Genomic DNA, 20,597 nt, shown 5'->3' with positions numbered 1-20,597 from the left:
CTCAAGGCCGCACCCGGCGCCGGCCGCGCCAGCCGCTACACGATCACGCCGATGAGCTGGGAGGATGAGCGGCTTCGCAGCGTTCGAAGAGCCGAGGCCCAGGTCGCGGCGGGCGAAAGTTTCACCATCGGCCGCGATCACCGACATCCCATGAATCGCCGGAGATTCTCGGAAGCGTGATCGTCATCGCCGCCGGCGGCGGAAGACTCAGCCGCCGGCCGGGAAGCCCCCGCGGATCTCGCCGGTGCGGCCGGCCCCGGTCGCGTCGACGAGGAAGGTGTCCCTGCTCGCGTCACGCTTGCCGGTCGCGTGGTTGAACTGCGCGGCGAAGACCTCCCGCGCCGCCGGGATCGTGCGGCCGGGTTTGAGGGTCCAGCGGTAGACCACGTAGCCGTCGGAGGGCGTCACGGTGACCGTGAAGTCGTCCGGCGGCGCCGTCCGCCAGTCCCCGGTGCTTTGCACGCCGCCGGTCTGCGCGATCCGCAGTTCCACGGTCAGCGCGCTCAGCGGCTGTGCGACGTCGAGGGTCAGGTCGTTCTGGGACCAGTAGACGATGCTGTGCGCGTTGATGTCTGCCCGCGCCGAGATCAGTCCGTTCAGGCCGTCGACGGTCGGCGGGGCCGAGCGGTGCGGCGTGGACGGCCCGGAGGAGGCCGAGGGCTTCGTCGTGGCCGAGGCATGAGGCTGCGAGGTCGCGGTCGGAGCGGTCGGCGTCGCGGTCACCGGCGCCGGGTGCTGGGGCGCTTCTTGCCGCACACCGGCCGCCAGCGCGAGACCGCCGAGGCCGAGCACGCTGACACCGGCGATCCCAGCGAGCGCGACCTTGAGCCACGAGGCCTGCCGGCGCCGCCGGTACAGCCGGGCCCGATCCGCGCGCGGCCCGGCGGCCATGCCCTGCTCGATCCGGGCCAGCATCGCCTCCCGGTCCGGCTGGTGGGCCTCAGCGGCCTGGCGCAGATGCCTGCGAGTGTCGTCCACCGAATCCCCCTTCCGCCAGATCTCCGGCCGCCTGGACGCCGAGCAGCCGCCTGAGCTCGGCCATGCCCTTCGACGTCTGGCTCTTCACCGTACCGACCGATATCCCGAGCGCTTGCGCGGTCTCCTTCTCCGACAGATCGAAAGCATGCCGCAGAACCACGCAGGAACGCTTGCGGAAGGGCAGGCTCGCCAGCGCCGCGCGGACGTCCACGCCGCCGGCCACGTCCGGCTCCTCGATCCGCTCGGTCCGGCCGGCCCAGAGCAGCCTGACGCGGCTGCGCTCGCGGATCGCCCGGCGGGTGCGGTTGCGCGCCATGTTCGCCACGACGCCGCGCGCGTAGGCGACCGGATGGTCCGCCGCGCGCAGCCGGTCCCAGCGGTGCCACAGCGCGAGCATGGCGTCCGCGGCGAGGTCGTCCGCCCCCTCCGACTCGCCGGTCAGCAGGAAGGCCAGCCGGCTCAGCTCCGCGTAGTGGCGCTCGAAGAAGTCGTGGAACTCCGCCGAGGCATCGTCGACGACCATCTTCGCGAGGAAGCCTCTCAGAGAGATGAACCGGGGGGGAAGTCGGTGAACGTTCAACCGCTTTGCGGGTCGCCAGCCTAGCAGGACGACCGGTAACACCGGCATCGGACAGGTGACTGTCCGATGCCGGTGGCGGTGGCGGTGGCGGTGGCGGTGGCGGTGGCGGTGGCGGTGACGGTGACGGTGACGGTAATGGCCGTGGCGCTGTTCCGCGTCAGTTCATGAGCGTCCAGCGGACCGTCCAGCCGCTGATCGCCGAATACCGTTCAGGCCGATGTACGCCACCGGCTGCGTGCCGCCGGCGCAGCCACTCAGGTTCGCACCGGGGTAGACGGCGACCGCGCGGAAGACCGCCGGCCGGGCGCAAGCCAAGGCGTAGGTCATCGAACCGCCGTAGCTGAAGCCTGAGGAGACAGCCGTTGTTGTTGCCCTGCGGCGCGACGAAGATGGTGCCGTTCCCCGCAGCGTCAGCCAGCCTCCGCAGGCCGTAGTAGGACCAGTTGTAGCCGTCTGTCCCGCCGGAGTCGACGTCGTTCATCGTCCCGCCGACCCAGTGGAACCCGAAGACCAAGCGGTAGGGATGACTGCTGTCGTAACCGGTGGGCAACCGCAGGATGTAACTGCGGGTCTGACCACTGCTCTGGATCGCGTGCGTACCGCTGGCCAATGCCGGAGCCTTGCCGCATCCGGCGGACGCCCCGGCCGCGACGGCATTCGGGGACGCCGCGCTCCATCGAACCGATTCGTGGCGGGAGTTCGACCGGATAGTATGGTCCTGATTCAGACCAATGACTAACCTTGCCTCCGCGATTCGTGGGCGGCAGCGAGAATCAGGTAGGCGCTGGCCGTCCAGGTGTAGGCGCGGTCGCGCAAGCCGGTGCCGGACAGAGCGTCGAAGTTCTCTGCGAAGCCCGACTTCTCGCACAGGGCGCGGAAGCGGCTACTCACCTCGTCGGCGAGCTCGGCGAAGCCGGCGCGGCGCAGACCGTCCTCGATCAGGACGGTCGACGGGGCCCAGATCGGGCCGCGCCAGTAGCCGTCGGCCTCGTAGTGCTCCGACGATAGTTGTTCGGTGGCGGGGCCGTACTGCGTGAGGTGGGCTTCGATGTCGCGGGCCAGCGTGTCCCGGACGTCGTCGGGCAGAGCGTCGCCCAGGACGATCGCCATCAGATCCAGCAGGCTGGTGCTGGCGGTGGCCCGTCCGGTCGCCGCGCCGCGCGCGACGAACCGGCCGTCACGCCACAGCTCCTTCAGCATCGCGGTACTCACTTCTTCGCGATGGCGTTTCCAGGTGTCTGCGTCGTCGGGGAGGTCCAGCTCCTCGGCGAGTCCGGCGAGCCGGTCGAGCTGCAGGATGAGGAAGGCCGCCAGATCCGAGGTCTTGACGACGCGGTCGGTGTCGAAGGTGGTCGCGTTGTCCCAGCCGCTGTCGTTGCCGTGCTGGTAGTGCGGCAGCGCCTGGCCCGGGACGCGGCGTGCGGACAGCCAGAAGCGCGTCCAGGCCGAAAGCTTGCCGTAGACGTCCACGACCTCGGCGCGGCTCAGTTCGCGCGGCAGGCTCGCACGCAGATGCCCCAGAGCCCAGCCGTGGATCGGCGGCTTGACGTAGTTGTAGAGGACTTCGGAGTGAGTCACCGAGTCCGGGAGCGCACCGCTCTCGTCCTGGTGGTCGAACGGGATCTGGAACTGGCTCCACGCCAGTTCCGGCGCGCCGGCCGCCAGGGCTATCGCGTTGAAGCAGTGGTCCCAACTCCAGACCTTGTCCATCCAGTGCTTGGACATCAGGACGCCGGGCCGGGACAGGAATCCGGCCGGCCGGACGGTCGCCGACCACAGGACGTACGCGGCCAGTTCCGCGGCCGGAGTCTCGGCGCCGCGCCAGGGCGCGATCGCTTCCACGAACTCTGCGAACCGCGTCGCGGCGGCCTTTACGACGCCGTCGAAAGCCACTGCCCTGCGGTAACGCGGTCGGGCACTGTCGAACTCCTCAATGGCGATCTCCCAAGCCCGGTCCGCGGGGAGAATCAGACCTCGATCGGCGGTTCCCAGAGCCTGCTCCCCGAAGACCTCGGCGGGCTCCCCCGACAGCACGGTGATCCGATAGCGGCGTCCGGTCTGGTAAAGCGTGTAGATATAGGACCCGTCGACCGGATCGCGATAGAAGTAGGGCCCGCTGAACGGGGTGAGCGTCGGATCGGCGGCGCTCAGGCGCAGGCCCAAACCCGCGCCTTCGCCGCGTACCCGCACCGTGTCGTCGGTCTCGTAGCCGAGCTCGATCTCAGAACCCTGCCACGCCCAGCCGAGCCGGGCCGGCGTGGCGGCGACGGCCGCCTCGACGCGCGAGCCGGACCGGTCTGTCGGCGTGAAGCGCAGAACCGGGTGCAGTCCGTTCTGGTGGGAGACGAGGTGCAGGTCCTCGGCGTAGGTCGCCTCGGCGATCACCGGCGAGATGCCGAACCAGGATCCGTGGTGGCTGAAGGGGATGTCGCGGACGTCGAACGTCGGAAGGGCACCGGCGATGGTCATAGTGGTCTTTCTGTGTACGGGGTGCGGACGGCTGCGTCGGCGGGCTGGGGCTGGGCCCTGCTAGTCCTTGACCGCTCCGGCAGTCACGCCGGCGGCGACATAGCGCTGGGCGACGACGAGCAGGACGGTGGCCGGGACCGACGCCACGACCGCGGTGGCCATGATGGCGTTCCATTGCTGGTTGTTGTTGCCGATGTAGTGGTAGATGCCCAGGGTGATCGGCTGCGCGCCGCCCTCGCTGTCGAGGGTGTTGGCGAACATGAAGTCCGACCACGCCCACAGGAAGGCGAACAGCGACACGGTGACGACGGCGTTGCGGCTGACCGGCATGACGATCGACCAGAACGTGCGCAGCTGCCCGGCGCCGTCGGTCTTGGCGGCCTGGAGCAACTCCTCCGGGATGCCCGACATGAACGCCGCGAACACCAGTGTGCCGAACGGGACCGCGATCGTGGAGTCGGCCACGATCAGCCCCGGCACGCTGCCGAGCAGGCCCAGGTTCAGGTAGATGGCGTAGAAGCCCATCGCCATGATGATGCCGGGGATCATCTGCGCGATCAGCAGCGCGAAGCCGAGCAGGCCGCCGCCGCGCGGCCGGAGCTTGGCCAGCGAGTAGCCGGCCGGCGCCGCGACCGCCACGGTCAGGACCACCGTCCCGAGGCCGACGAACAGGCTCGTGCCCAGATACGGCATCTGCTGGTGCAGCACCGCGCGGTATCCGTCGAGGGTGCCGTGGACCGGGAACCAGTTCGGCGGGGTCTTGCGCATGTCCTGGTCGCGGGTCAGGGACTCGTTGACCATCCAGTAGACGGGGAACAGCATCAGCGCGGTCAGCACCAGGCCGACGCCGGTCTTCCACCACGTCGTGCGGGGAGCTCGGAGGTGTCCGACGTTCCGCATCACGCCTCCCGCTGCTTGCGCTGGGCCCGGATGTAGACCAGGCCGAAGGCCAGCGCCATCACGACCAGCAGGTTGCCGACCGCCGCGCCGGGCCCGAACTCCGGCAGCAGGTTGCCGAAGCCCAGCTGGTAGGACCAGGTCGCGAAGGTCGCCGAGGAACCGGCCGGGCCGCCCTTCGTCATGATCCAGATGATGTCGAAGACCTTCAGGGTGTAGACCAGCCCGAGCAGCAGCGTGATCGCCGCGACCGGACGCAGCAGCGGGAAGGTGACCTTCCAGAACCGCTGCCAGGCGCTCGCGCCGTCCAGCTCCGCGGCTTCGTACAGCTGCGGCGAGATCGCCTGCATGCCGCTGTAGAGCATGACCAGGTTGAACGGGATGCCGATCCAGACGTTCGCGATGATCACCGAGGCCAGCGACCACTTCGGCGACGTCAGCCAGTCGATCGGCGCGATCCCCACGCTGTGCAGCACGTGGTTGACGACGCCGGAGTCGCTGTTGAGCATCCACGACCACGTCGAGGCCGACACGATCAGCGGCAGCAGCCACGGCACCAGGAACAGCGCGCGCAGCGTCGCCGACAGGCGGAAGTGCCGGGTGAAGAACACCGCCAGCCCCATGCCGATCCAGAACTGGAACAGGATCGACACGCCGGTGAACACCAGCGTGTGGATCAGCGCCGGGCCGAACGCGGGGTCGCTCAGGATATTGCGATAGTTGTCCAGGCCGGTGAACGGGGCGCCGCCGTGGACGAACGAGCGCACCGTGTAGTGGTGCAGGCTGAGCTCGACGTTGCGGTACATCGGGTAGGCGTAGAAGGCCACCAGATAGATCGCGACCGGGGCGAGGAACGCCCAGCCCGCCCAGTTCGCGGAGGTGAGGCGGGGGCCGGACGCGGGGCCGCGACGCGGGGCGGTGAAGACCGCCCCGCGCGCGCCCCGTACGCCGTTCCCATCCGGCACAGACCGCGCTCCGGGCTGTGCCGTGGAATTCAGTGGCGTCGTGGAGTTCATGGGCAGGTGCTTTCGATGTCCGGCGTCACTTGGTCGCCGCGGCGGCGGCGTTCTGCGCGGTCGTCATCGCGGCCTGCGGGGAGGAGGAGCCGCTGAGCGCCGCCTGCACCGCGGTCCACATCGGCTGCGAGATCTTCGGGTACTTCGTCCCCAGGTCGTCGCTGGTGCGGCCCTTGGCGGCGGCGACCGCGGCCACCCACGGCTGCAGGTCGGGGTCGGCGGCGACCTGCTTGGCCTGCACGGCCGGGGTGGCCGCGACGTAGGACAGCGTGGTGTCCGTGGCCTGCGCGTTGTCGGCGCTGGTCAGACAGGCTACGAGCTTCTGCGAGGTGCTGTAGCGGTCGGTCTTGTCCTGGACCGGGATGGTGACGAACTCGCCGCCGGTCGGCGCCGCGGCGGTGCCGCCGTTCATGGCCGGGATCGGGATGATGCCGTAGTCGAACCCTGCCTTCTTGGCGTTGGCCAGCTGCCAGGTGCCGTTCTCGCTGAACGCGTACTGCCCGGTGGCGAACTCCTGCCAGCTGGTCGTCTGGGTGTTGTTGATGACCGAGTTCGGCGCGTAGCCCTGCTTCAGCCAGCCGGTCCACAGCGACAGCGCCGCGACGCCCTGCGAGGAGTCGAGCTGTTTCAGGTTCGCCCCGGAGCCCCAGAACCACGGCAGGAACTGGAAACTGCCCTCCTCGGTGCCGATCGCCGAGAACGTGATGCCCTTCTTGCCGGCCGCGTGGACCTTCGCCAGCGCCGCGGTCAGCGAAGACCAGTCCTTCACCGAGGTTATGTCCACGCCGGCCGCCGTCAACACGGCCTTGTTGTAGTACAGCGCCAGGGTGTTGGCGCCGATCGGCACGCCGTAGGTCTTGCCCGCCAGCTGCCCGGCCGCCAGCAGGTTCGGCGCGACGCCCGAGGTGTCCAGGTGCGTGGTGCCGGTGTCGGTGATGACTCCGGCGTCGGCGAGCGTGGAGACCACCGGGTTGTCGACGATCAGCACGTCCGGGGAGCTGCCCTGCTGCGCGGCCAGCAGCACCTTCGTGGTCAGGTCGGTGGTGTCGAAGCCGGTGCGCTTGACCGTCACCCCGGCCTGCGTGCCGCACTTGGCCAGCAGCTGGGACCAGGCCGAGCCGCTGTCGAACTGCGGGTAGGGGTCCCAGACGGTGAAGGTCCCGCCGGCGGCCGCGCCGCCGGACCCGGAGCCGGAACCCCCGGCGCCCGTGGAGCTCTTGGACGCCGAGCAAGCGGCGGCCGCGCCGGTGACCGCCAAGGCCAATCCGACCGCGGCGAGCCGCCGGGTCATGGACTGTGATTTCATAGTCGTTCCCTTTCGATCCGCCGCCGGCAGGCGGCTGATGGACTCCGCATTGCCGTGCGGAGGATGGGATTTCTGGGTCGCGCGAGTGCCGGAGGACGTCCTGTATCAGTGATCTGAGATGCTCTCTGACAGTCGCCTGCCGGATGACTGTCAGTGAGCTGTCAGTGGTCTGACGCGGGGGCGGGCCCGGTGCTCGCGCGCAGGGAGACCGGTGGTGCGAGCAGGACGTGCCGGGGCGGCGCGTCGGGGGTGGCGAGCAGTTCCAGGAGCAGTTCCACCGCGACCCGGCCCATTTCGGCGGCCGAGACGTCCGCCGCGGTCAGCTGCGGCGTCACCGCGGTGGCCCAGCGGCTCAGGGCGATTCCGGTGACGGAGAAGTCCAGCGGAACCTTGCGGCCGTGTGCGGCCAGGCCCCGGTAGAGGCCGCCGAGCGCCGCCTCGTTCACCGTGACCAGGGCCGTGGTGTCCGGATCGGCGGCCAGGACACGGCCGACGGTGTCCTCGCCGGAGGCCGCGTCGTCACCGCACAGGTAGGCCGCGCCGACGACGCCCTGCTCCCGGCAGGCGTCCTCGAACCCGGTCAGGCTGCGGTGCGCGGACTCGTACCCGGCCCGGAACAGCCGCTCCGACCGGTTGACGAACGCGATCCGCCGGTGGCCGAGGTGCGCCAGGTGCTGCACACACGACCTGACCAGCGCGGTGTAGTCCATATCGACCCACCGGGTGTGGTCGGGCTTGCCGGTGCGGCCGATGGTGACGAACGGGAACCCGGCCTCGGCCAGGTAGTCGACCCGCGCGTCGTCGAGCCGGATCTCCATCAGCACCGCACCGTCCACCCGCCGCTCGGCGACCAGGCGTCGCAGCCCCTGTTCGTTGTTGCCGACCGACGCCGCGAGCAGCACGTCGTAACCGAACCCGGCGGCAGCCTCGACCAGCGAACCGATGAAGTCCAACTGCATGTCGGTGTAGTGACTGCTGGCCGGCGGGAACACCAGCCCCAGGGTGTGGGTCTGGCCGGAGGACAGCGCCCGCGCGGTGGCACTGGGCTGATAGTCGAGCTCGTCGATCACCGCCTGGATCCGCGCCCGGGTCTCAGGCGAGATCGACCGCTTCCCGGACAGCGCGTACGACACCGTGCTGCGGGAGACTCCCGCACGACGAGCGATCTCACCGATGTTCACGCGATTCTCCGATGGCGCCGAGGGACGGAATGGTGTCGAATATCGAACCGGTTCGACCGGCGAGTTGAAGCGAGAGTAGGCGCGTCGGCTTCGTGTGTCAATCATGTGAACGGCGGCCCAGCTGCCTCGCCGGCGGCCCGGCCGCCCGGAGACGTTGACAGGCGGGAATCAGCACCCTAGGTTCTGACGAACCGGTTCGACGCGATGGTCGACCGCAGAGAAGTGAGGCTGCGGAAGGTGGCGCAGGCGCGCGCGATCGGCGCGCGGTACGGCAAGAAAGTGGCGCTGCTGACCTGTATGACCGAAGATCAAAGGCAGGGCCTTCAGCCGGAGCCTCTGCTCGGAGGGATGGGGTCGCGTAGTCGGTCGGCTGCCGGACGATGCTTGTGGTCGCCTGTGTCCCGGGGTCCACTGGGTGGCCACAGGCGGCGGTGAGTTGTCGTGTCGGAGGTGCGGGAACCCTCCCCACAGGCGGGGTTGTCCCGGGTTCCCCGTCGCGTCGGCGGGCGTAGCCAAGCTGACCGGACAGCCGGTGTCAAGCCGGACGAAGCCGCACCACAGCAGCGTGTGATCCGGCTTGATTCCGGCTGGCCGGTCTGCTTCCGTGAGGCGACGACGCGACGGGGAACCCGGGACGGGGCGACCACAAGCAGCGTCCGGCAGCCAACTACGCGACCCCCCTCCCCGGAGCGAGTGCCGCTCGCCGCGCAGGCGCCGCCGGAGGCCCTGTCTTTGACTTTCAGGCGCCCACCACGCCCGACGATTGCCGCCCACGCAACGCGTGCGCAGTGACCCGGACCGGTGCGCGGTCGTGCACGCCAACGCCGGCGGCCGCCAGCGCAACGCCAGGCACACCACCGAACTGCGCCACCCAGCGGATCCTTCTTAAACCCGCGCGAAGCCGTAAGAAAACGCCCTTGACTGTCACCCACAAACAACCCGCACCCGCCGCACCCACCACACCCACCACACCCACCACACCCCAGCCACCCACACCCACACCCACACATCAAGCAGGAGCACCAAAAAGTACAGGACACGACCAGCTGCTCACCGGCCAGCCGTGCCCCTGACGCGTCACATCACAGACTCCGACCGAGCCGCTCGCTCAGCTGCCGGGCGAAGCGCGCCGGATCCGGCAGGTCGCCGCCTTCGGCGAGCAGCGCGGTGCCCAGGATGATCTCGGCGAGCTCGGGCAGGGCCGGGTCGTCGGGGTTCTTCTCGTGGGCGGCGCGCAGGCCGGTGATCAGCAGGTGGTCGGGGTTGATCTCCAGGATGCGCTTGACCGGGGGCATCTGCTGGCCCGTGGCCCGGTACATCTTCTCCAGCATCGGCGTCATGTCGCCGGTGTCGCCGACGACGCAGGCCGCCGAGGTGGTGAGCCGGGAGGACAGCCGCGCGGCCTTGACGTGCTCGCCGAGGGTCGCGGCCAGCCAGGGCAGCAGGGCGGCGAAGTCGGCCTCGCGCTTGCTCTTCTCCTCGCCGTCGCTGTCGTCGGTGTCGGCGTCGAGATCCACCTGGCCCTTGGCGATGGATTGGAAGCGGTGGCCGTCGAACTCGCTGATCTGGTCGACCCAGACCTCGTCGACCGGGTCGGTGAGGATCAGGACCTCGTAGCCCTTGGCCGCGAAGGCCTCCATGTGCGGAGAGTTCTCCACCGCGGCACGAGTGGCGCCGGTGAGGTAGTAGATGGCGTCCTGGCCGTCCTTCATCCGCGCCACGTATTCGCGCAGCGTGGTGGTCTTCTCAGGGTCGTGGGTGGAGTCCGCCGAGATCAGCTCCAGCAGCGCCTCAGTGTTGTCGGTGTCCTCGATCAGGCCTTCCTTGAAGACCCGGCCGAACTGGTCCCACAGCTTGGCGTAACCCTCAGCGTTGTTCGCCTGCATGTCCTTGACAGTGCCGAGGACCTTCTTGACCAGGCGCTTGCGCACGCCGCGAATGTGCCGATCATGCTGCAGGATCTCGCGCGAGATGTTCAGCGACAGGTCGTGGGCGTCCACGACGCCCTTGACGAAGCGCAGGTAGTTCGGCACCAGCGCTTCGCAGTCATCCATGATGAACACTCGCTTGACGTACAGCTGCACCCCACGCTTGGTCTCTCGGGCGAACAGATCGAAGGGCGCCTGGGAGGGGATGAACAGCAACGCGTCGTACGCGAAGGTGCCCTCCGAGCGCATGTGGATGATCTCGGCGGGGTCGGTCCAGTCGTGACTGATCTGCTTGTAGAACTCGTGGTATTCCTCCTCGGACACCTCAGCGCGGGCTCTAGCCCACAACGCCTTCATCGAGTTCAGCGTCTCCATCTCGGTGACGGACACGCCGTCCTCGGCGCCGCGCTCCACCGCCATCCGAATGGGCCAGCGAATGAAATCCGAGTACTGCTTCACAATCGAGCGGATCTTCCACTCAGCCAGATAATCCGCCAGGCCATCCTCACCGTCCGCCGGCTTCAGGTGCAACGTCACCTCGGTACCCACCGGCAAGCCCTCAACAGTGGAAATGTCGTAGGTACCCTCACCGTCGGACTCCCACAACGTGCCCTCGGCAGTCCCGACGCGGCGGGTACGCAGCGTGACCTTGTCGGCAACCATGAACGCCGAATAGAACCCGACACCGAACTGCCCGATCAGACTCTGCGCCGCCTCAGCATCCTTAGCCTGCTTCACCTTCTCCAACAGGCTCGCGGTACCGGACTTGGCGATGGTACCGATCAGCTCCACCACCTCCTCACGGCCCATACCGACCCCGTTGTCACGCACAGTCAGCGTCCGCGCGTCCCTATCGACCTCCAACTCAATGTGCAGGTCGGAGGTGTCAGCGTCGAGATCAGAATCGACCAGCGACTCCAGGCGAAGCTTGTCCAGGGCATCGGAGCCATTGGAGATCAACTCGCGCAGGAAGATGTCCTTGTTCGAGTAGATCGAATGGATCACCAACTGCAACAACTGACGGGTCTCGGCCTGGAACTCCAGGGTCTCGGTGCTGCTGGCCACCGGGCGTTCTCCTTATGCGGTATCGATGATCCCCGCGTCTCGCATTGACGTCACCTTTCAGCGACGCCCTTGCCTGTCGTCGCTTCGACGACACGCTATATCAGGGCTCGTCTTCGCGTCGACCCACGAAACTTTCTGTACCCGCGTCCCGCCCGGCCCTCCACCGCCGCAGCTCGCGAGGGGAACCGCTCTCGGCCGCCTTCGCCACCGTTTCCCGCCAGAGCGTCGAATCGATACGTTTCCCACCGCCGGCACCCCGTTTCCCTGCAACGGCCCTCGGCGCCGTTCAGGACGAAGCCAGTTGTCCGCCCACTCTGAGGCGGGTCCAAACGGAAGTTGGTAAGCCGCATGCCTGACTCACGGTCGCTGTCCCCCATCGTCCTGTCGCTCTACCGCATCGTCATCGGATTCCTCATGGCCTGCCACGGGGCCTCCACCTTGACCGAATTCCCGGTCAAGCCCGCCGGCCACACGCTCTCCCCCACCACCTGGCCCGGCGGCGTGGCGGCAGCACTGCAACTCGTCTTCGGCGTACTGGTCATGATCGGCCTCGGAACCCGGTTGTCAGCCGTCGTCCTGTCCGGGACCATGGCCTACGCGTACTTCTCCGTGCACCAGAAGCACGCACTGCTGCCGATGGCCAACGGCGGCGAGCCGGCCGCGCTGTTCTCGTGGTCGTTCCTCGCGATCGCCTTCGTCGGCGCCGGCCCGCTGGCCATCGACGCACTGCTCGCACGGTCGCGGCCGGTCGGTGCGGCGGAAGCCAGATCGTTGCGACGGCCGACGCGGGCGAACGACGCGGTTCCCGGGGTCGACTGACCGCCTTTGGGCGCGGCGCCCGACGGACGAAGAAGGCGCCATGAGCGAACTGCCGGAGCTTGAAGAATGGATCGCAGTGCTCGATGCCTCCATCGAGCCCATCGCCACGCGGCCGGTGGACCTCACCGACCCCGACTGGGTGCGGAAGATGCAGGAAGGCCCGCATCCGCTGGACGAGGCGGGGATCCGTCCCGAGGCCGAGGCGGCGCTGCGGGACGTCATCTCCCGTTACGCGGAGGGCGACGCGGAGGGCGACGAGGACCTCCGGGCTGCATTGCGCGCGCTTCTGGAGCGGTATCGCTCGTTCTGCTGGGCCGTGACGCTGCCCTTCGAACCCACGCCTGAGGGCTTCCGACAGCAGCTGCGGGAGATGTCCGTCAAGGATCACGGCGGCGACACACGGGACATGATGCTCGCCCTGAACGACCTGTGCGGGCAGGCACGCGAGGCCGGTGTCGACCTCCGGCCGCTGCTGCTGGACGTGGCCCACATCTCCAGCGACGTCGACAAGTACGGGATGGGTTCCATGCGGGGCATCCTGCTCCGGGCGGCCGGCCGAGAGCCCGTCGGGCTCTGGTAACCGCTCGACCGCGCTAGATCTCCTGCGGCTCCCAGTCCGCCACCAAGTCCAGCAGCCCCGGGAACCGCTCCTCCAAGTCCTCGATCCGCACCTGGCTGCGCCGTTCCAGCCCGTACTGGCGCTGCCGCGTCACGCCCGCCTCGCGCAGCACCTTGAAATGGTGCGTCAGCGACGACTTCGGGCGGTCGAAGCCGAACCAGCCGCAAGTGTGGTCGAAGGCCTCGGCCTCCAGCAGCAGGCGCTGGACGATCGTCAGGCGCAGCGGGTCCGACAGCGCCGCCATCACCTGCTCCAGGCGGATGTCGTCGCGCGCCGGCTCGTCGAGCGGCTCCGGCGTGTCCGGGCGCGCCGGGAACGTCGCGAACCGGTGCGCGGCCCCGGATGTCGCGTCGGGCCTCGCGGCGCGTGCCTTGGTGCCTGTCACGGCGACCTCCTCGCTCTCAGTACGAGTTCTATCGTACAGTGTCGCCTGTTCGAAAAAACTCGTACTACTTCCGGGGGCAGCCTCATGCCTGAAGTCCTTTCCACCACGACTCAACACGTCCGGCAGCGACCTGACCGCACCGCTGCATCCGTCCGCTCGATCCTGACCGCCGCCTGGCCGATCACCGCAGTGTTCGTACTGTCGAACGCCGCGACCCCGCTCTACGTGCTCTGGCAGCGTTCCATGGGCTTCTCCAAGGGCACGCTCACCGTCATCTTCGCCTTCTACATCGTCGGCCTGCTGGCATCGCTCCTGGTCAGCGGCATCGCCTCGGACCGGCTGGGGCGCAAGGCGGTCCTGATCCCGGCGCTGCTCCTGGCACTGGCCGCGTGTCTCGTCTTCGCCACAGCCGCCTCGGTGGTCGCGCTCATCGTGGCCCGTCTGTTCACCGGGATCGCGGTCGGCGCCGTGGTCAGTGCCGGAATGGCCGCGGTGTCTGACGTCGCCGGGCCCGAGCGCCGCCGCCAGGGCGCGCTGCTCGCGTCGTGCGCCATGGTGTCCGGCGCGGGGCTGGGTCCGCTGGCGGCCGGGATCCTGGCGCAGACCGTCGCCGGGCCGACGGTCACCGTCTTCGCGGTGGAGGCGGTGCTGCTGCTGACAGCCCTGGTCGCGGTGCTGCGGCTCCCGCTGCCGAAGCCCGCGCGCACAGCGCAGACGGCGCAGACGGCGCACACCAAGCGCACCGCCCCCACCGCAGGCGGCAGCTGGATCCGCATCCCCTCGGTCCCGCCCCACGGCCGCCTGCCGCTGCTGCACGGCATCGCCGCCTTCGCCCCCGGCATCACCGCGACCTCGTTCGTCCTCTCCCTCGGCCCGTCCCTGCTGGCGAACCTGCTGCACTCCGGCAGCCGCATCCTGGCCGGCTGCACCGCGTTCGTGATGTTCGCCGCCGCGACCGGAGCACAGTTCGCCGTCCACCGCCTCAGCCGCCGCCGCATCCTGCTGGTCAGCCTCGGCGCCACGACGCTGGCGATGGCCGCCCTGGCCGGCGCGGTCACCGCCGGCTCGGCACCGCTGCTGTTCACCGCCGCCGTCCTGGCCGGCGTCGGCCAGGGCCTCGGCCAACTCGCGGGCCTGTCCCTGCTGAACGCCACCATCCCGGTGCACCGCCTCGCCGAGGCCAACGCAGCCCTGAACGTCGGCGGCTACCTCGCCGCCGGCACCCTGCCGGTCGCAGCCGGATATCTCAGCGACGCGGTCGGCCTCAGCACCAGCGCCTCGGTGTTCGCCGCGGTGCTCGCGGCGCTGGCCATCGGCGGCGCCGCAGTCGTGGTGGCGACCCGGCACCGGGTCGAGGAACCCGCCTGATCGAGCGCGAAATCAGCAGCCTTCTCCACGGCGCCGGCCGACGCGCGCCGAGGCGGAGAAGCCAAGCGCGCGGTCGGCCTCCGCTCGTTCTCCTCTGGGATCAGGACAGCGTTCCGGTGACGGTGCCGCCGGATTTGGTCAGGTAGTACGTCGCGGTGGCGCCGCTCCAGAAGCGGAAGGTGAGCGTCACGCGCTTGCCGTCGGTGAGCGAGGCCAGATACGCGGACGGCAGAACGATGCCGTTGTTCGCGTAGTCGGGCGCGAACGACGTGCCGTAAGCCTGGTACGCGGTCCAGGTCGCCTGGCCGGCGTCGGTGCCGTCGGCGTAGACGGACTGCATCATGGACAGCGTGTCGCCGTTGAACTGCGTGGGGATGGTGAACGCGCTCGTCGTGCCGACCGTCGCGGTCGCTGCGGTCAGCGTGGGCTGGGCGTCGGTCACGACGTTGATCTGCCACGGCAGCCCGCGCGAGAAGTGCGCCGACAGCGTCGCGTTCACGCCGTAGGCCGGGGCGGCCGCCTGATTCGCCTGCGAGGTCAGCTTGGTCAGCAGCGCGGCCTTGAGCGTGAGCTGGGTGCCGCTGACGGTGTAGTCGCAGCCTTCGCGCAGCCGGTTGGTTCCGTCGTAGGGGCCGGTGAAGCGCAGTCCGTTCAGGTTGAGCGTCAGGCTCTCGTCGGCGGCCGGGGCGGCCTCGGGCACGTAGACCGTGTCGTTGGACGCGGTGCCCGACCGGGTCTTCCAGCTCGACTTCGCCGCGTCGAAGGTCGCCGGCTCGATCAGCTGCAGGGTGTTGCGGTCGAGGATGCGGCCGCCGTCGTCCCAGTAGTTCAGTTCTGCTGCGACGTGGCGTCGAAAGTGTCGACGCCTGCGATGTTCACGCCGAACGGCCAGTAGCCGTAGTAGTGGAACGAGGCGATCAGGTTCGGGTCGTTCAGCGAGGCGATCTCGGCGGACATGGCGTCGTCCAGCGGCTTGCTGGCGATGTCGCCGAGGGTGGACAGCATCAGGTAGCGCTTGGCGTTCACGCCGCCGGAGCCACACCGTCACCGGAGCGCGCATCGCCTGGGAATTCGACGGCCACCGCTACGGCTACCGGATCGACGCCTCCACCGACGGCGCCTCCTGGACCACCCTCGCCGACCTGACCGCGACCACCAGCACGTCCCAGGTCCAGACCGTCATGTTCGCCGCGACAACGCGCCACCTCCGCGTCACCGTCACCGGCCTCGACGCCGGCTGCTGGGCTTCGATCCGCTCGTTCGAGGTCTACGACCGGCCGTTCTTCGACCCGTCCCGGTAGAGCCCCGTTCGTGAGCTTTCGCGGTTCATCGGCCCAGCCACCCGCCGTCGACCGGCAGGATCGTGCCGTGCACGTAGGCTGCGGCGTCCGAGGCGAGGAAGACGGTCGCGTCGGCGAGGTCGTCGGCGCTCCCCCAGCGGCCGGCCGGGATACGCCCCAGGATCGCCGCGCTGCGGTCGGCGTCGTCGCGTAGAGCCTGGGTGTTGTCGGTGGCGATGTAGCCGGGTGCGATGGCGTTGACGTTGACACCGTGCGGCGCCCACTCGTTCGCCAGCGCCTTGGTCAGCCCGGCGATGCCGTGCTTGGCGGCGGTGTATCCGGGGACGGTGATGCCGCCCTGGAAGCTGAGCAGGGAGGCGGTGAAGATGATCTTGCCCCGGCCGCGTTCGACCATCCGCGCCCCGACGGCGCGCGTGAGGGCGAACTGGGCCGAGAGGTTGACCTGCAGGACCAGGTCCCAGTCGGCGTCGGAGTGCTGGGCGGCGGGGGTGCGCGCGATGGTGCCGGCGTTGTTGACCAGGATGTCGACCGGACGCTCGCGGCCGGCCAGGTCCGCGCCGAGTGCGGCGACGGCGGCGGGATCGGAGAAGTCGGCCCGGATCGCCTCGAAGGCGCGTCCGGCGGCGGTCACGTCCTTCTCGACGTCGCTGCCGGCGCTCTCCAGGTTCGCGCTCACGCCGATGATGTCGGCGCCGGCCTCGGCCAGCGCGCGGGCCATAGCGCGGCCGATGCCGCGGCGCGCGCCGGTGACGACGGCCAGGCGCCCGGTCAGGTCGAATCGGTTCGTGCTCATGCCGGGCCTTCGGAGGAGGAGTCGGTGCAGTCCACCAGGACCTTGACGTCGTGGCCGGCTTCCAGCGACTGGAAGGCGCCGAGTGCGTCGGCGAGCGGCACAACCCTGCTGATCAGCTGTTCGGCCGGGACGGTGCCCTCGGCGACCAGGCGCACTGCGGTCTCGAAGTCCTCACGGTCGTACAACCGGGCGCCGATCAGCGTCAGTTCCCGCCAGAAGAAGCGGTGCAGGTTCACCGGCCGGGGCCGGGGGTGGATCGCCACCAGGCACAGCCGGCCGCGCACCGCGAGCACGTCGACCGCGGTCTGCACACCGGCCTCGGCGCCGGAGACTTCGAACGCGACGTCCGCGCCGGCGTCGCCGGTCCAGTCACGAACACGGTCGAACACGTCGCCGCCACCGCCGTCGGCGGAATCCGTGCTCGGGTCCCACGTCCGCAGCCCCAGCTGTTCGGCCAGCCGCCGACGGTGCGCGTTCGGCTCCACGACCCGCACGTCGCCGCCGGCGGCCTGGGCGACCACGGCGATCAGGACGCCGACCGGCCCGGCGCCGACCACGACGACCCGATCGCCGGCGCGCACGCCGGCGCGGCCGACGTCGTGCACGGCCACGGCCGTGGGCTCCACCAGCGCCGCCCGGTCCAGCGGCAGCGAATCCGGCAGCCGGACGAGCGTCGAGGCGGGCACGGTCCAGCGCTGCTGCATCGCGCCGGGCGAGTCGATGCCGATGAAATCAAGGTTCTGGCACACGTGCCGGTGTCCGCGTAGGCACGCCGGGCAGGTGCCGTCCCAGCGCAGCGGCATCACCGTGACCGGGTCGCCGGGCGCGAAACCCGCGACACCCGGACCGACGCGGACCACCCGCCCGGACATCTCGTGCCCGATGACGGCGGGCGTCTTGACCCGCGCGTCCATGTCGCCGTGGAAGATGTGCAGGTCCGTGCCGCAGATCCCGACGTAGGCCGGGGCGAGTTCAACTTCTCCGGGGCCCGGGGCCGCCGTTTCGGCCGGGCCGGTCGTCAGGGTGCGGGCGGCGGTGTACCGCACGGCCAGCGGGGTCGTCATGATGTCAGCGTCCTTCTGTGGGGCGACAGAGGTCGGGTGCGGCGGATGGTCAGCCGAGGTTCCATTGCTGGTTGCCACCGCCGTCGCAGGTCCACAGCTCCAGCAGGGTGCCGTTGGCCGTGTTTCCGCCGGTCACGTCCAGGCACAGGCCGGACTGGACTCCGGTGATCGTGCCGTCGGGGTTCAGGTTCCACTGCTGGTTTGTCTGGCCGTTACAGGTATAGGCGTCGACGGCAGTGCCGTTGGTGGTGCCCTGTCCCCAGGCGTCCAGGCACAGCTGGGTGGTGCCGCTGTACAGGGTGATCTGGCCTGTCGAGGTGCGCGACCAGGTCTGGTTGGTCTGGCCGTTGCAGTCCCAGATCTCCTGCTTGGTGCCCGGAGTGGTACTGAAGTTGTTGTCGTCCATGCACTTGCCCGCACCCACAGCGTGGATCGCCGCGGTCCCGACGCCGCCGTTGGTGATCACTCCGGCCTGGGAGACGACCTCCAGCGCGCCGGCCGGCCAACTGGTACCGCTGACTGAGACGTTGCCGCTCATCACGTTGTTGTGCGGAGAGCCGGTCGCCACGTTCGCGCCACCGCTGTTGAACCAGTTCGTGAGGAAGGAGTTGTCATCGGTGTTGTTGTTCGCGTCGGCGTTGGTGAACGCCCACTCGCCGTTGTCCTGCAGGACGTTGTTCTGCAGGGTGACGTACCGGGAGCCTTCGTCCATGTACAGGCCGATGGTGTGGTTGTTGTCGTAGATGTAGTTGTCGTCGATGACGCCGCCGGGGTTGGCGGACAGGTTGTAGATGCTGCCGCCGTCGTGGAAGACCTTCTTGGTGCCGTGCACCTTGTTGTAGGTGACGATCGTGTTCTTCAGCGTGGTCGGCGTGGTGTAGATCGGCTGGTAGCTGTACGTGCCGCGGTTGACGTAGTCCTGGCTGCCGCCGGGGTCGTTGATGCCCCAGCCCCAGCCGACGTCGATGCCGTCGTAGGCGAGGTTCGAGACCTCGTTGTGCGTGACGACGGCGTGCGAGACGTAGGTGGACAGGATGCCGGGCATGTCCTTGTAGTCCTGGGCAACAGACGTCACGGAGTTGTTGCTGATCGTGATGTTCTGGTCGGTCATCGCAGGGTTCGACGAGTGGTGCGCGTCCGGCTGGACGCCGCCGACCACGACACCGCCTCCGGCGTCGTCGCTGAACGTGTTGTGGTCCACGGTGACGTTCGAGGCGCCCAAGCCCGTGCCGGAGGCCACCGCGTCCGCGTCGTTGCCGATACCCAGCCCCACCTGGCCCAGGTCGCTGAACGTGTCGCCGCTGAAGCTGATGCCGCTCGCGGCGGAGACCTGCACGGCCGCGGGCACCTGGCCCCAGCTGTTCCGGGTGGACTCGAAGGCCTGACATCCGGTGTTGCAGGAGGTCAGGAAGTCCGAGGGCTCATTGGAGTACGTCTGGTTGAGGAACGTACCGGTCTGCTGGTCCGCGTACCCGATCGAGGTGCTCGGCGCCAGCCAGGTGGAGTCCTGGAAGCTGACGCCCTGGAAGGCGATGTTCTTCGCCGGGTTGCTGTAGCTGCCGCTGATGTCCACGAGCGAGGTCACCAGGGGCAGTTCGACGTCGTGCCCACCGGGGTTCCAGCCTGACGGCGCCTTGTAGTACAGCTGGCCGGCGGTCGGGTCGAGGTACCACTGACCGGCGGTGTTCAGGAACGAGTACGAGTTCTCCAGCTGCAAAGCCCCGCCGGCGAAGGGTTTCTCCATGGTGTCGTAGCCCCAGCCGTTGTTCTGCCAGGCCGGCTCCTGCATCGTGACGCTGGTGCCGCTGATGCTCCGCACCGGCGTGAAGCGATCGGTGAAGGAGTTCTGCGCCTCCAACTCGATGCGGTTCTGTTCCGGCAGCGAGGCCAGGTAGTTCAGCTTCGAGTTCTGGATCGTCATACCGGTGCTGGTGAACGCCACATCGCTGCGCGCGATGGAGATCGCCGCACGCGGCGCCGGCGCGCCGTCGATGTAGAGCTGCCGCGAGTCGGCTCCGACGGGGACCGACGCGGCGTAGACGTTTTTCGCCGAGTCGTGCAGCGTCCAGCCGGTCACCTGCTCGCCGCCGGAAATCACCGGCGTCTGGCCGGGCGCGGCCTGCCAGCTGACCGTGTGCCCGTTGGTGCCCGAATCGGCGCTGCCGAGGCTGAGCGGCGAGGTCAACTGGTAGGTGCCGCCGGCGAGCTGGACGACGATGTCGCCGCTCATGTTCGTGTCGATGGCCTCGACGGAGGATCGCGCCTGGGTCAGGGAACACGGAGCGGCGGACGTGCAGGACGTTCCGCTGCCGGTCGGCGAGGCGTAGAGCGTGGTGGTGGACGCGGCCTCCGCGGTACTCGGGGCGACGGCGGATATGCTCGCCGCCACGACGGCGAAAGCCGTGGCGAGGGCGGGCCTCGTCGGCCTGCGGCGGCGGCCGGGCTGATGGAGCGAGTCAGGCATCAGGGTCCTCCTTCACTTCGTCGCTGAGGTGCCAGATCTCCGGCAGGTCCGACCAGCGGCCACCGTCGGCGGCGTCCGGCCACGGGATCTGACAGGGGTCTGTGAAGGTCCACCACCGTTGCGATTCGGGGTCGGCCTTGATGGTTTCGAGGTCGGCGGTGAAGTCCTCGCCGTGGTACTCGTAGTAGGCGAAGAGCATGTCCTCGTGGAGGAAGATGCTGTAGTTGCGGATGTGCGCCGCTCGCAGTGCGGCCTCGACATCCGGCCAGACTTCACGGTGCAGTGCGAGGTATTCCTCGCGCAGCTCGGGTCGCAGCCGGGCGACTTGGGCTATGCGTTGCATGTCAAGCCTTTCCTATCGCCG

At 69.1% G+C, this 20,597-nt stretch carries 19 protein-coding genes and 1 pseudogene; 4 read left to right on the top strand and 16 right to left on the bottom strand.

Translation table 11 applies throughout. The annotated features are described in order from the left end of the window. Positions 1-207 precede the first annotated feature (207 nt). The 9 genes and pseudogenes from ABH935_RS48100 to htpG all read right to left on the bottom strand — a co-directional run bounded on the left by ABH935_RS48100 (position 208) and on the right by htpG (position 11,420). Entirely contained in the window at positions 208-978 is a 771-nt protein-coding gene (locus tag ABH935_RS48100) for a hypothetical protein (protein ID WP_370384725.1), read from the bottom strand. Beyond that, complete coding sequence (locus tag ABH935_RS48095; protein WP_370384724.1) at positions 941-1,501, bottom strand: SigE family RNA polymerase sigma factor; 561 nt, start codon at positions 1,499-1,501, stop codon at positions 941-943. Before ABH935_RS48095 ends, ABH935_RS48100 begins: the two co-directional genes overlap by 38 nt. Positions 1,502-1,726: 225 nt before the next feature. Continuing rightward, positions 1,727-2,267 (bottom strand): annotated as a pseudogene (locus tag ABH935_RS48090) (poly(3-hydroxybutyrate) depolymerase); the annotation flags it as partial. Positions 2,268-2,293: 26 nt separating this feature from the next. Continuing rightward, the gene (locus ABH935_RS48085; RefSeq protein ID WP_370384723.1) at positions 2,294-4,027 is read right to left on the bottom strand and encodes an amylo-alpha-1,6-glucosidase; all 1,734 of its coding nucleotides are present in this window, start codon (positions 4,025-4,027) and stop codon (positions 2,294-2,296) included. A gap of 60 nt (positions 4,028-4,087) precedes the next feature. Then, positions 4,088-4,927 (bottom strand): carbohydrate ABC transporter permease, encoded by an 840-nt coding sequence (locus tag ABH935_RS48080; protein WP_370384722.1) that lies wholly within the window; start codon positions 4,925-4,927, stop codon positions 4,088-4,090. Next, positions 4,927-5,940 (bottom strand): carbohydrate ABC transporter permease, encoded by a 1,014-nt coding sequence (locus ABH935_RS48075; protein ID WP_370384721.1) that lies wholly within the window; start codon positions 5,938-5,940, stop codon positions 4,927-4,929. The genes ABH935_RS48080 and ABH935_RS48075 overlap by 1 nt, the downstream gene beginning before the upstream one ends. Before the next feature lie 25 nt (positions 5,941-5,965). Beyond that, positions 5,966-7,246, bottom strand: coding sequence for an extracellular solute-binding protein (locus ABH935_RS48070; protein ID WP_370384720.1), 1,281 nt, complete (start codon positions 7,244-7,246; stop codon positions 5,966-5,968). Positions 7,247-7,407: 161 nt separating this feature from the next. Beyond that, the gene (locus tag ABH935_RS48065) at positions 7,408-8,427 is read right to left on the bottom strand and encodes a LacI family DNA-binding transcriptional regulator (RefSeq protein WP_370384719.1); all 1,020 of its coding nucleotides are present in this window, start codon (positions 8,425-8,427) and stop codon (positions 7,408-7,410) included. Positions 8,428-9,509: 1,082 nt separating this feature from the next. Continuing rightward, the gene (htpG, locus tag ABH935_RS48060) at positions 9,510-11,420 is read right to left on the bottom strand and encodes a molecular chaperone HtpG (protein ID WP_370384718.1); all 1,911 of its coding nucleotides are present in this window, start codon (positions 11,418-11,420) and stop codon (positions 9,510-9,512) included. Positions 11,421-11,768: 348 nt separating this feature from the next. Between htpG and ABH935_RS48055 the strand changes: the two genes are divergently transcribed. Both ABH935_RS48055 and ABH935_RS48050 read left to right on the top strand, forming a co-directional pair. After that, the gene (locus ABH935_RS48055) at positions 11,769-12,239 is read left to right on the top strand and encodes a DoxX family protein (RefSeq protein WP_370384717.1); all 471 of its coding nucleotides are present in this window, start codon (positions 11,769-11,771) and stop codon (positions 12,237-12,239) included. Positions 12,240-12,279: 40 nt separating this feature from the next. Next, on the top strand, positions 12,280-12,819 hold the full coding sequence (locus ABH935_RS48050; RefSeq protein WP_370384716.1) for a hypothetical protein: 540 nt from the start codon (positions 12,280-12,282) through the stop codon (positions 12,817-12,819). Between the two features lie 13 nt (positions 12,820-12,832). On the opposite strand, the gene ABH935_RS48045 is transcribed toward ABH935_RS48050, so the two are convergent. Next, the gene (locus tag ABH935_RS48045) at positions 12,833-13,243 is read right to left on the bottom strand and encodes an ArsR/SmtB family transcription factor (protein ID WP_370384715.1); all 411 of its coding nucleotides are present in this window, start codon (positions 13,241-13,243) and stop codon (positions 12,833-12,835) included. Between the two features lie 84 nt (positions 13,244-13,327). Here ABH935_RS48045 and ABH935_RS48040 point away from each other — a divergent pair, with 84 nt between their 5' ends. Further along, on the top strand, positions 13,328-14,611 hold the full coding sequence (locus tag ABH935_RS48040; protein WP_370384714.1) for an MFS transporter: 1,284 nt from the start codon (positions 13,328-13,330) through the stop codon (positions 14,609-14,611). 100 nt (positions 14,612-14,711) lie between these two features. Here the strand turns inward: ABH935_RS48040 and ABH935_RS48035 are convergent, their stop codons facing one another. Both ABH935_RS48035 and ABH935_RS48030 read right to left on the bottom strand, forming a co-directional pair. Beyond that, the gene (locus ABH935_RS48035) at positions 14,712-15,311 is read right to left on the bottom strand and encodes a X2-like carbohydrate binding domain-containing protein (protein ID WP_370384713.1); all 600 of its coding nucleotides are present in this window, start codon (positions 15,309-15,311) and stop codon (positions 14,712-14,714) included. A gap of 128 nt (positions 15,312-15,439) precedes the next feature. Further along, positions 15,440-15,637: a hypothetical protein gene (locus ABH935_RS48030; protein WP_370384712.1), complete on the bottom strand. Its 198-nt coding sequence runs from the start codon at positions 15,635-15,637 to the stop codon at positions 15,440-15,442. 32 nt (positions 15,638-15,669) lie between these two features. Between ABH935_RS48030 and ABH935_RS48025 the strand changes: the two genes are divergently transcribed. Then, positions 15,670-15,912, top strand: coding sequence for a hypothetical protein (locus ABH935_RS48025; RefSeq protein ID WP_370384732.1), 243 nt, complete (start codon positions 15,670-15,672; stop codon positions 15,910-15,912). A 25-nt stretch (positions 15,913-15,937) separates the two neighbouring features. Here the strand turns inward: ABH935_RS48025 and ABH935_RS48020 are convergent, their stop codons facing one another. The 4 genes from ABH935_RS48020 to ABH935_RS48005 are packed head-to-tail and all read right to left on the bottom strand — an operon-like array spanning position 15,938 to position 20,576. Next, on the bottom strand, positions 15,938-16,705 hold the full coding sequence (locus tag ABH935_RS48020) for an SDR family oxidoreductase (protein ID WP_370384711.1): 768 nt from the start codon (positions 16,703-16,705) through the stop codon (positions 15,938-15,940). Beyond that, a complete protein-coding gene (locus tag ABH935_RS48015) occupies positions 16,702-17,769 on the bottom strand; it encodes a zinc-binding dehydrogenase (protein WP_370384710.1) in 1,068 nt (355 codons plus the stop codon). The genes ABH935_RS48020 and ABH935_RS48015 overlap by 4 nt, the downstream gene beginning before the upstream one ends. Before the next feature lie 49 nt (positions 17,770-17,818). Further along, positions 17,819-20,233, bottom strand: a complete 2,415-nt coding sequence (locus ABH935_RS48010) for a ricin-type beta-trefoil lectin domain protein (RefSeq protein WP_370384709.1) — start codon at positions 20,231-20,233, stop codon at positions 17,819-17,821. Continuing rightward, positions 20,226-20,576, bottom strand: a complete 351-nt coding sequence (locus ABH935_RS48005) for an L-rhamnose mutarotase (protein WP_370384708.1) — start codon at positions 20,574-20,576, stop codon at positions 20,226-20,228. The genes ABH935_RS48010 and ABH935_RS48005 overlap by 8 nt, the downstream gene beginning before the upstream one ends. Positions 20,577-20,597: the final 21 nt, after the last annotated feature.

Source organism: Catenulispora sp. GAS73, from assembly GCF_041262085.1.
GTDB lineage: Bacteria > Actinomycetota > Actinomycetes > Streptomycetales > Catenulisporaceae > Catenulispora.
Note: the sequence above shows the minus strand (reverse complement) of the source record. Positions and strands in the feature narration are given on the sequence as shown.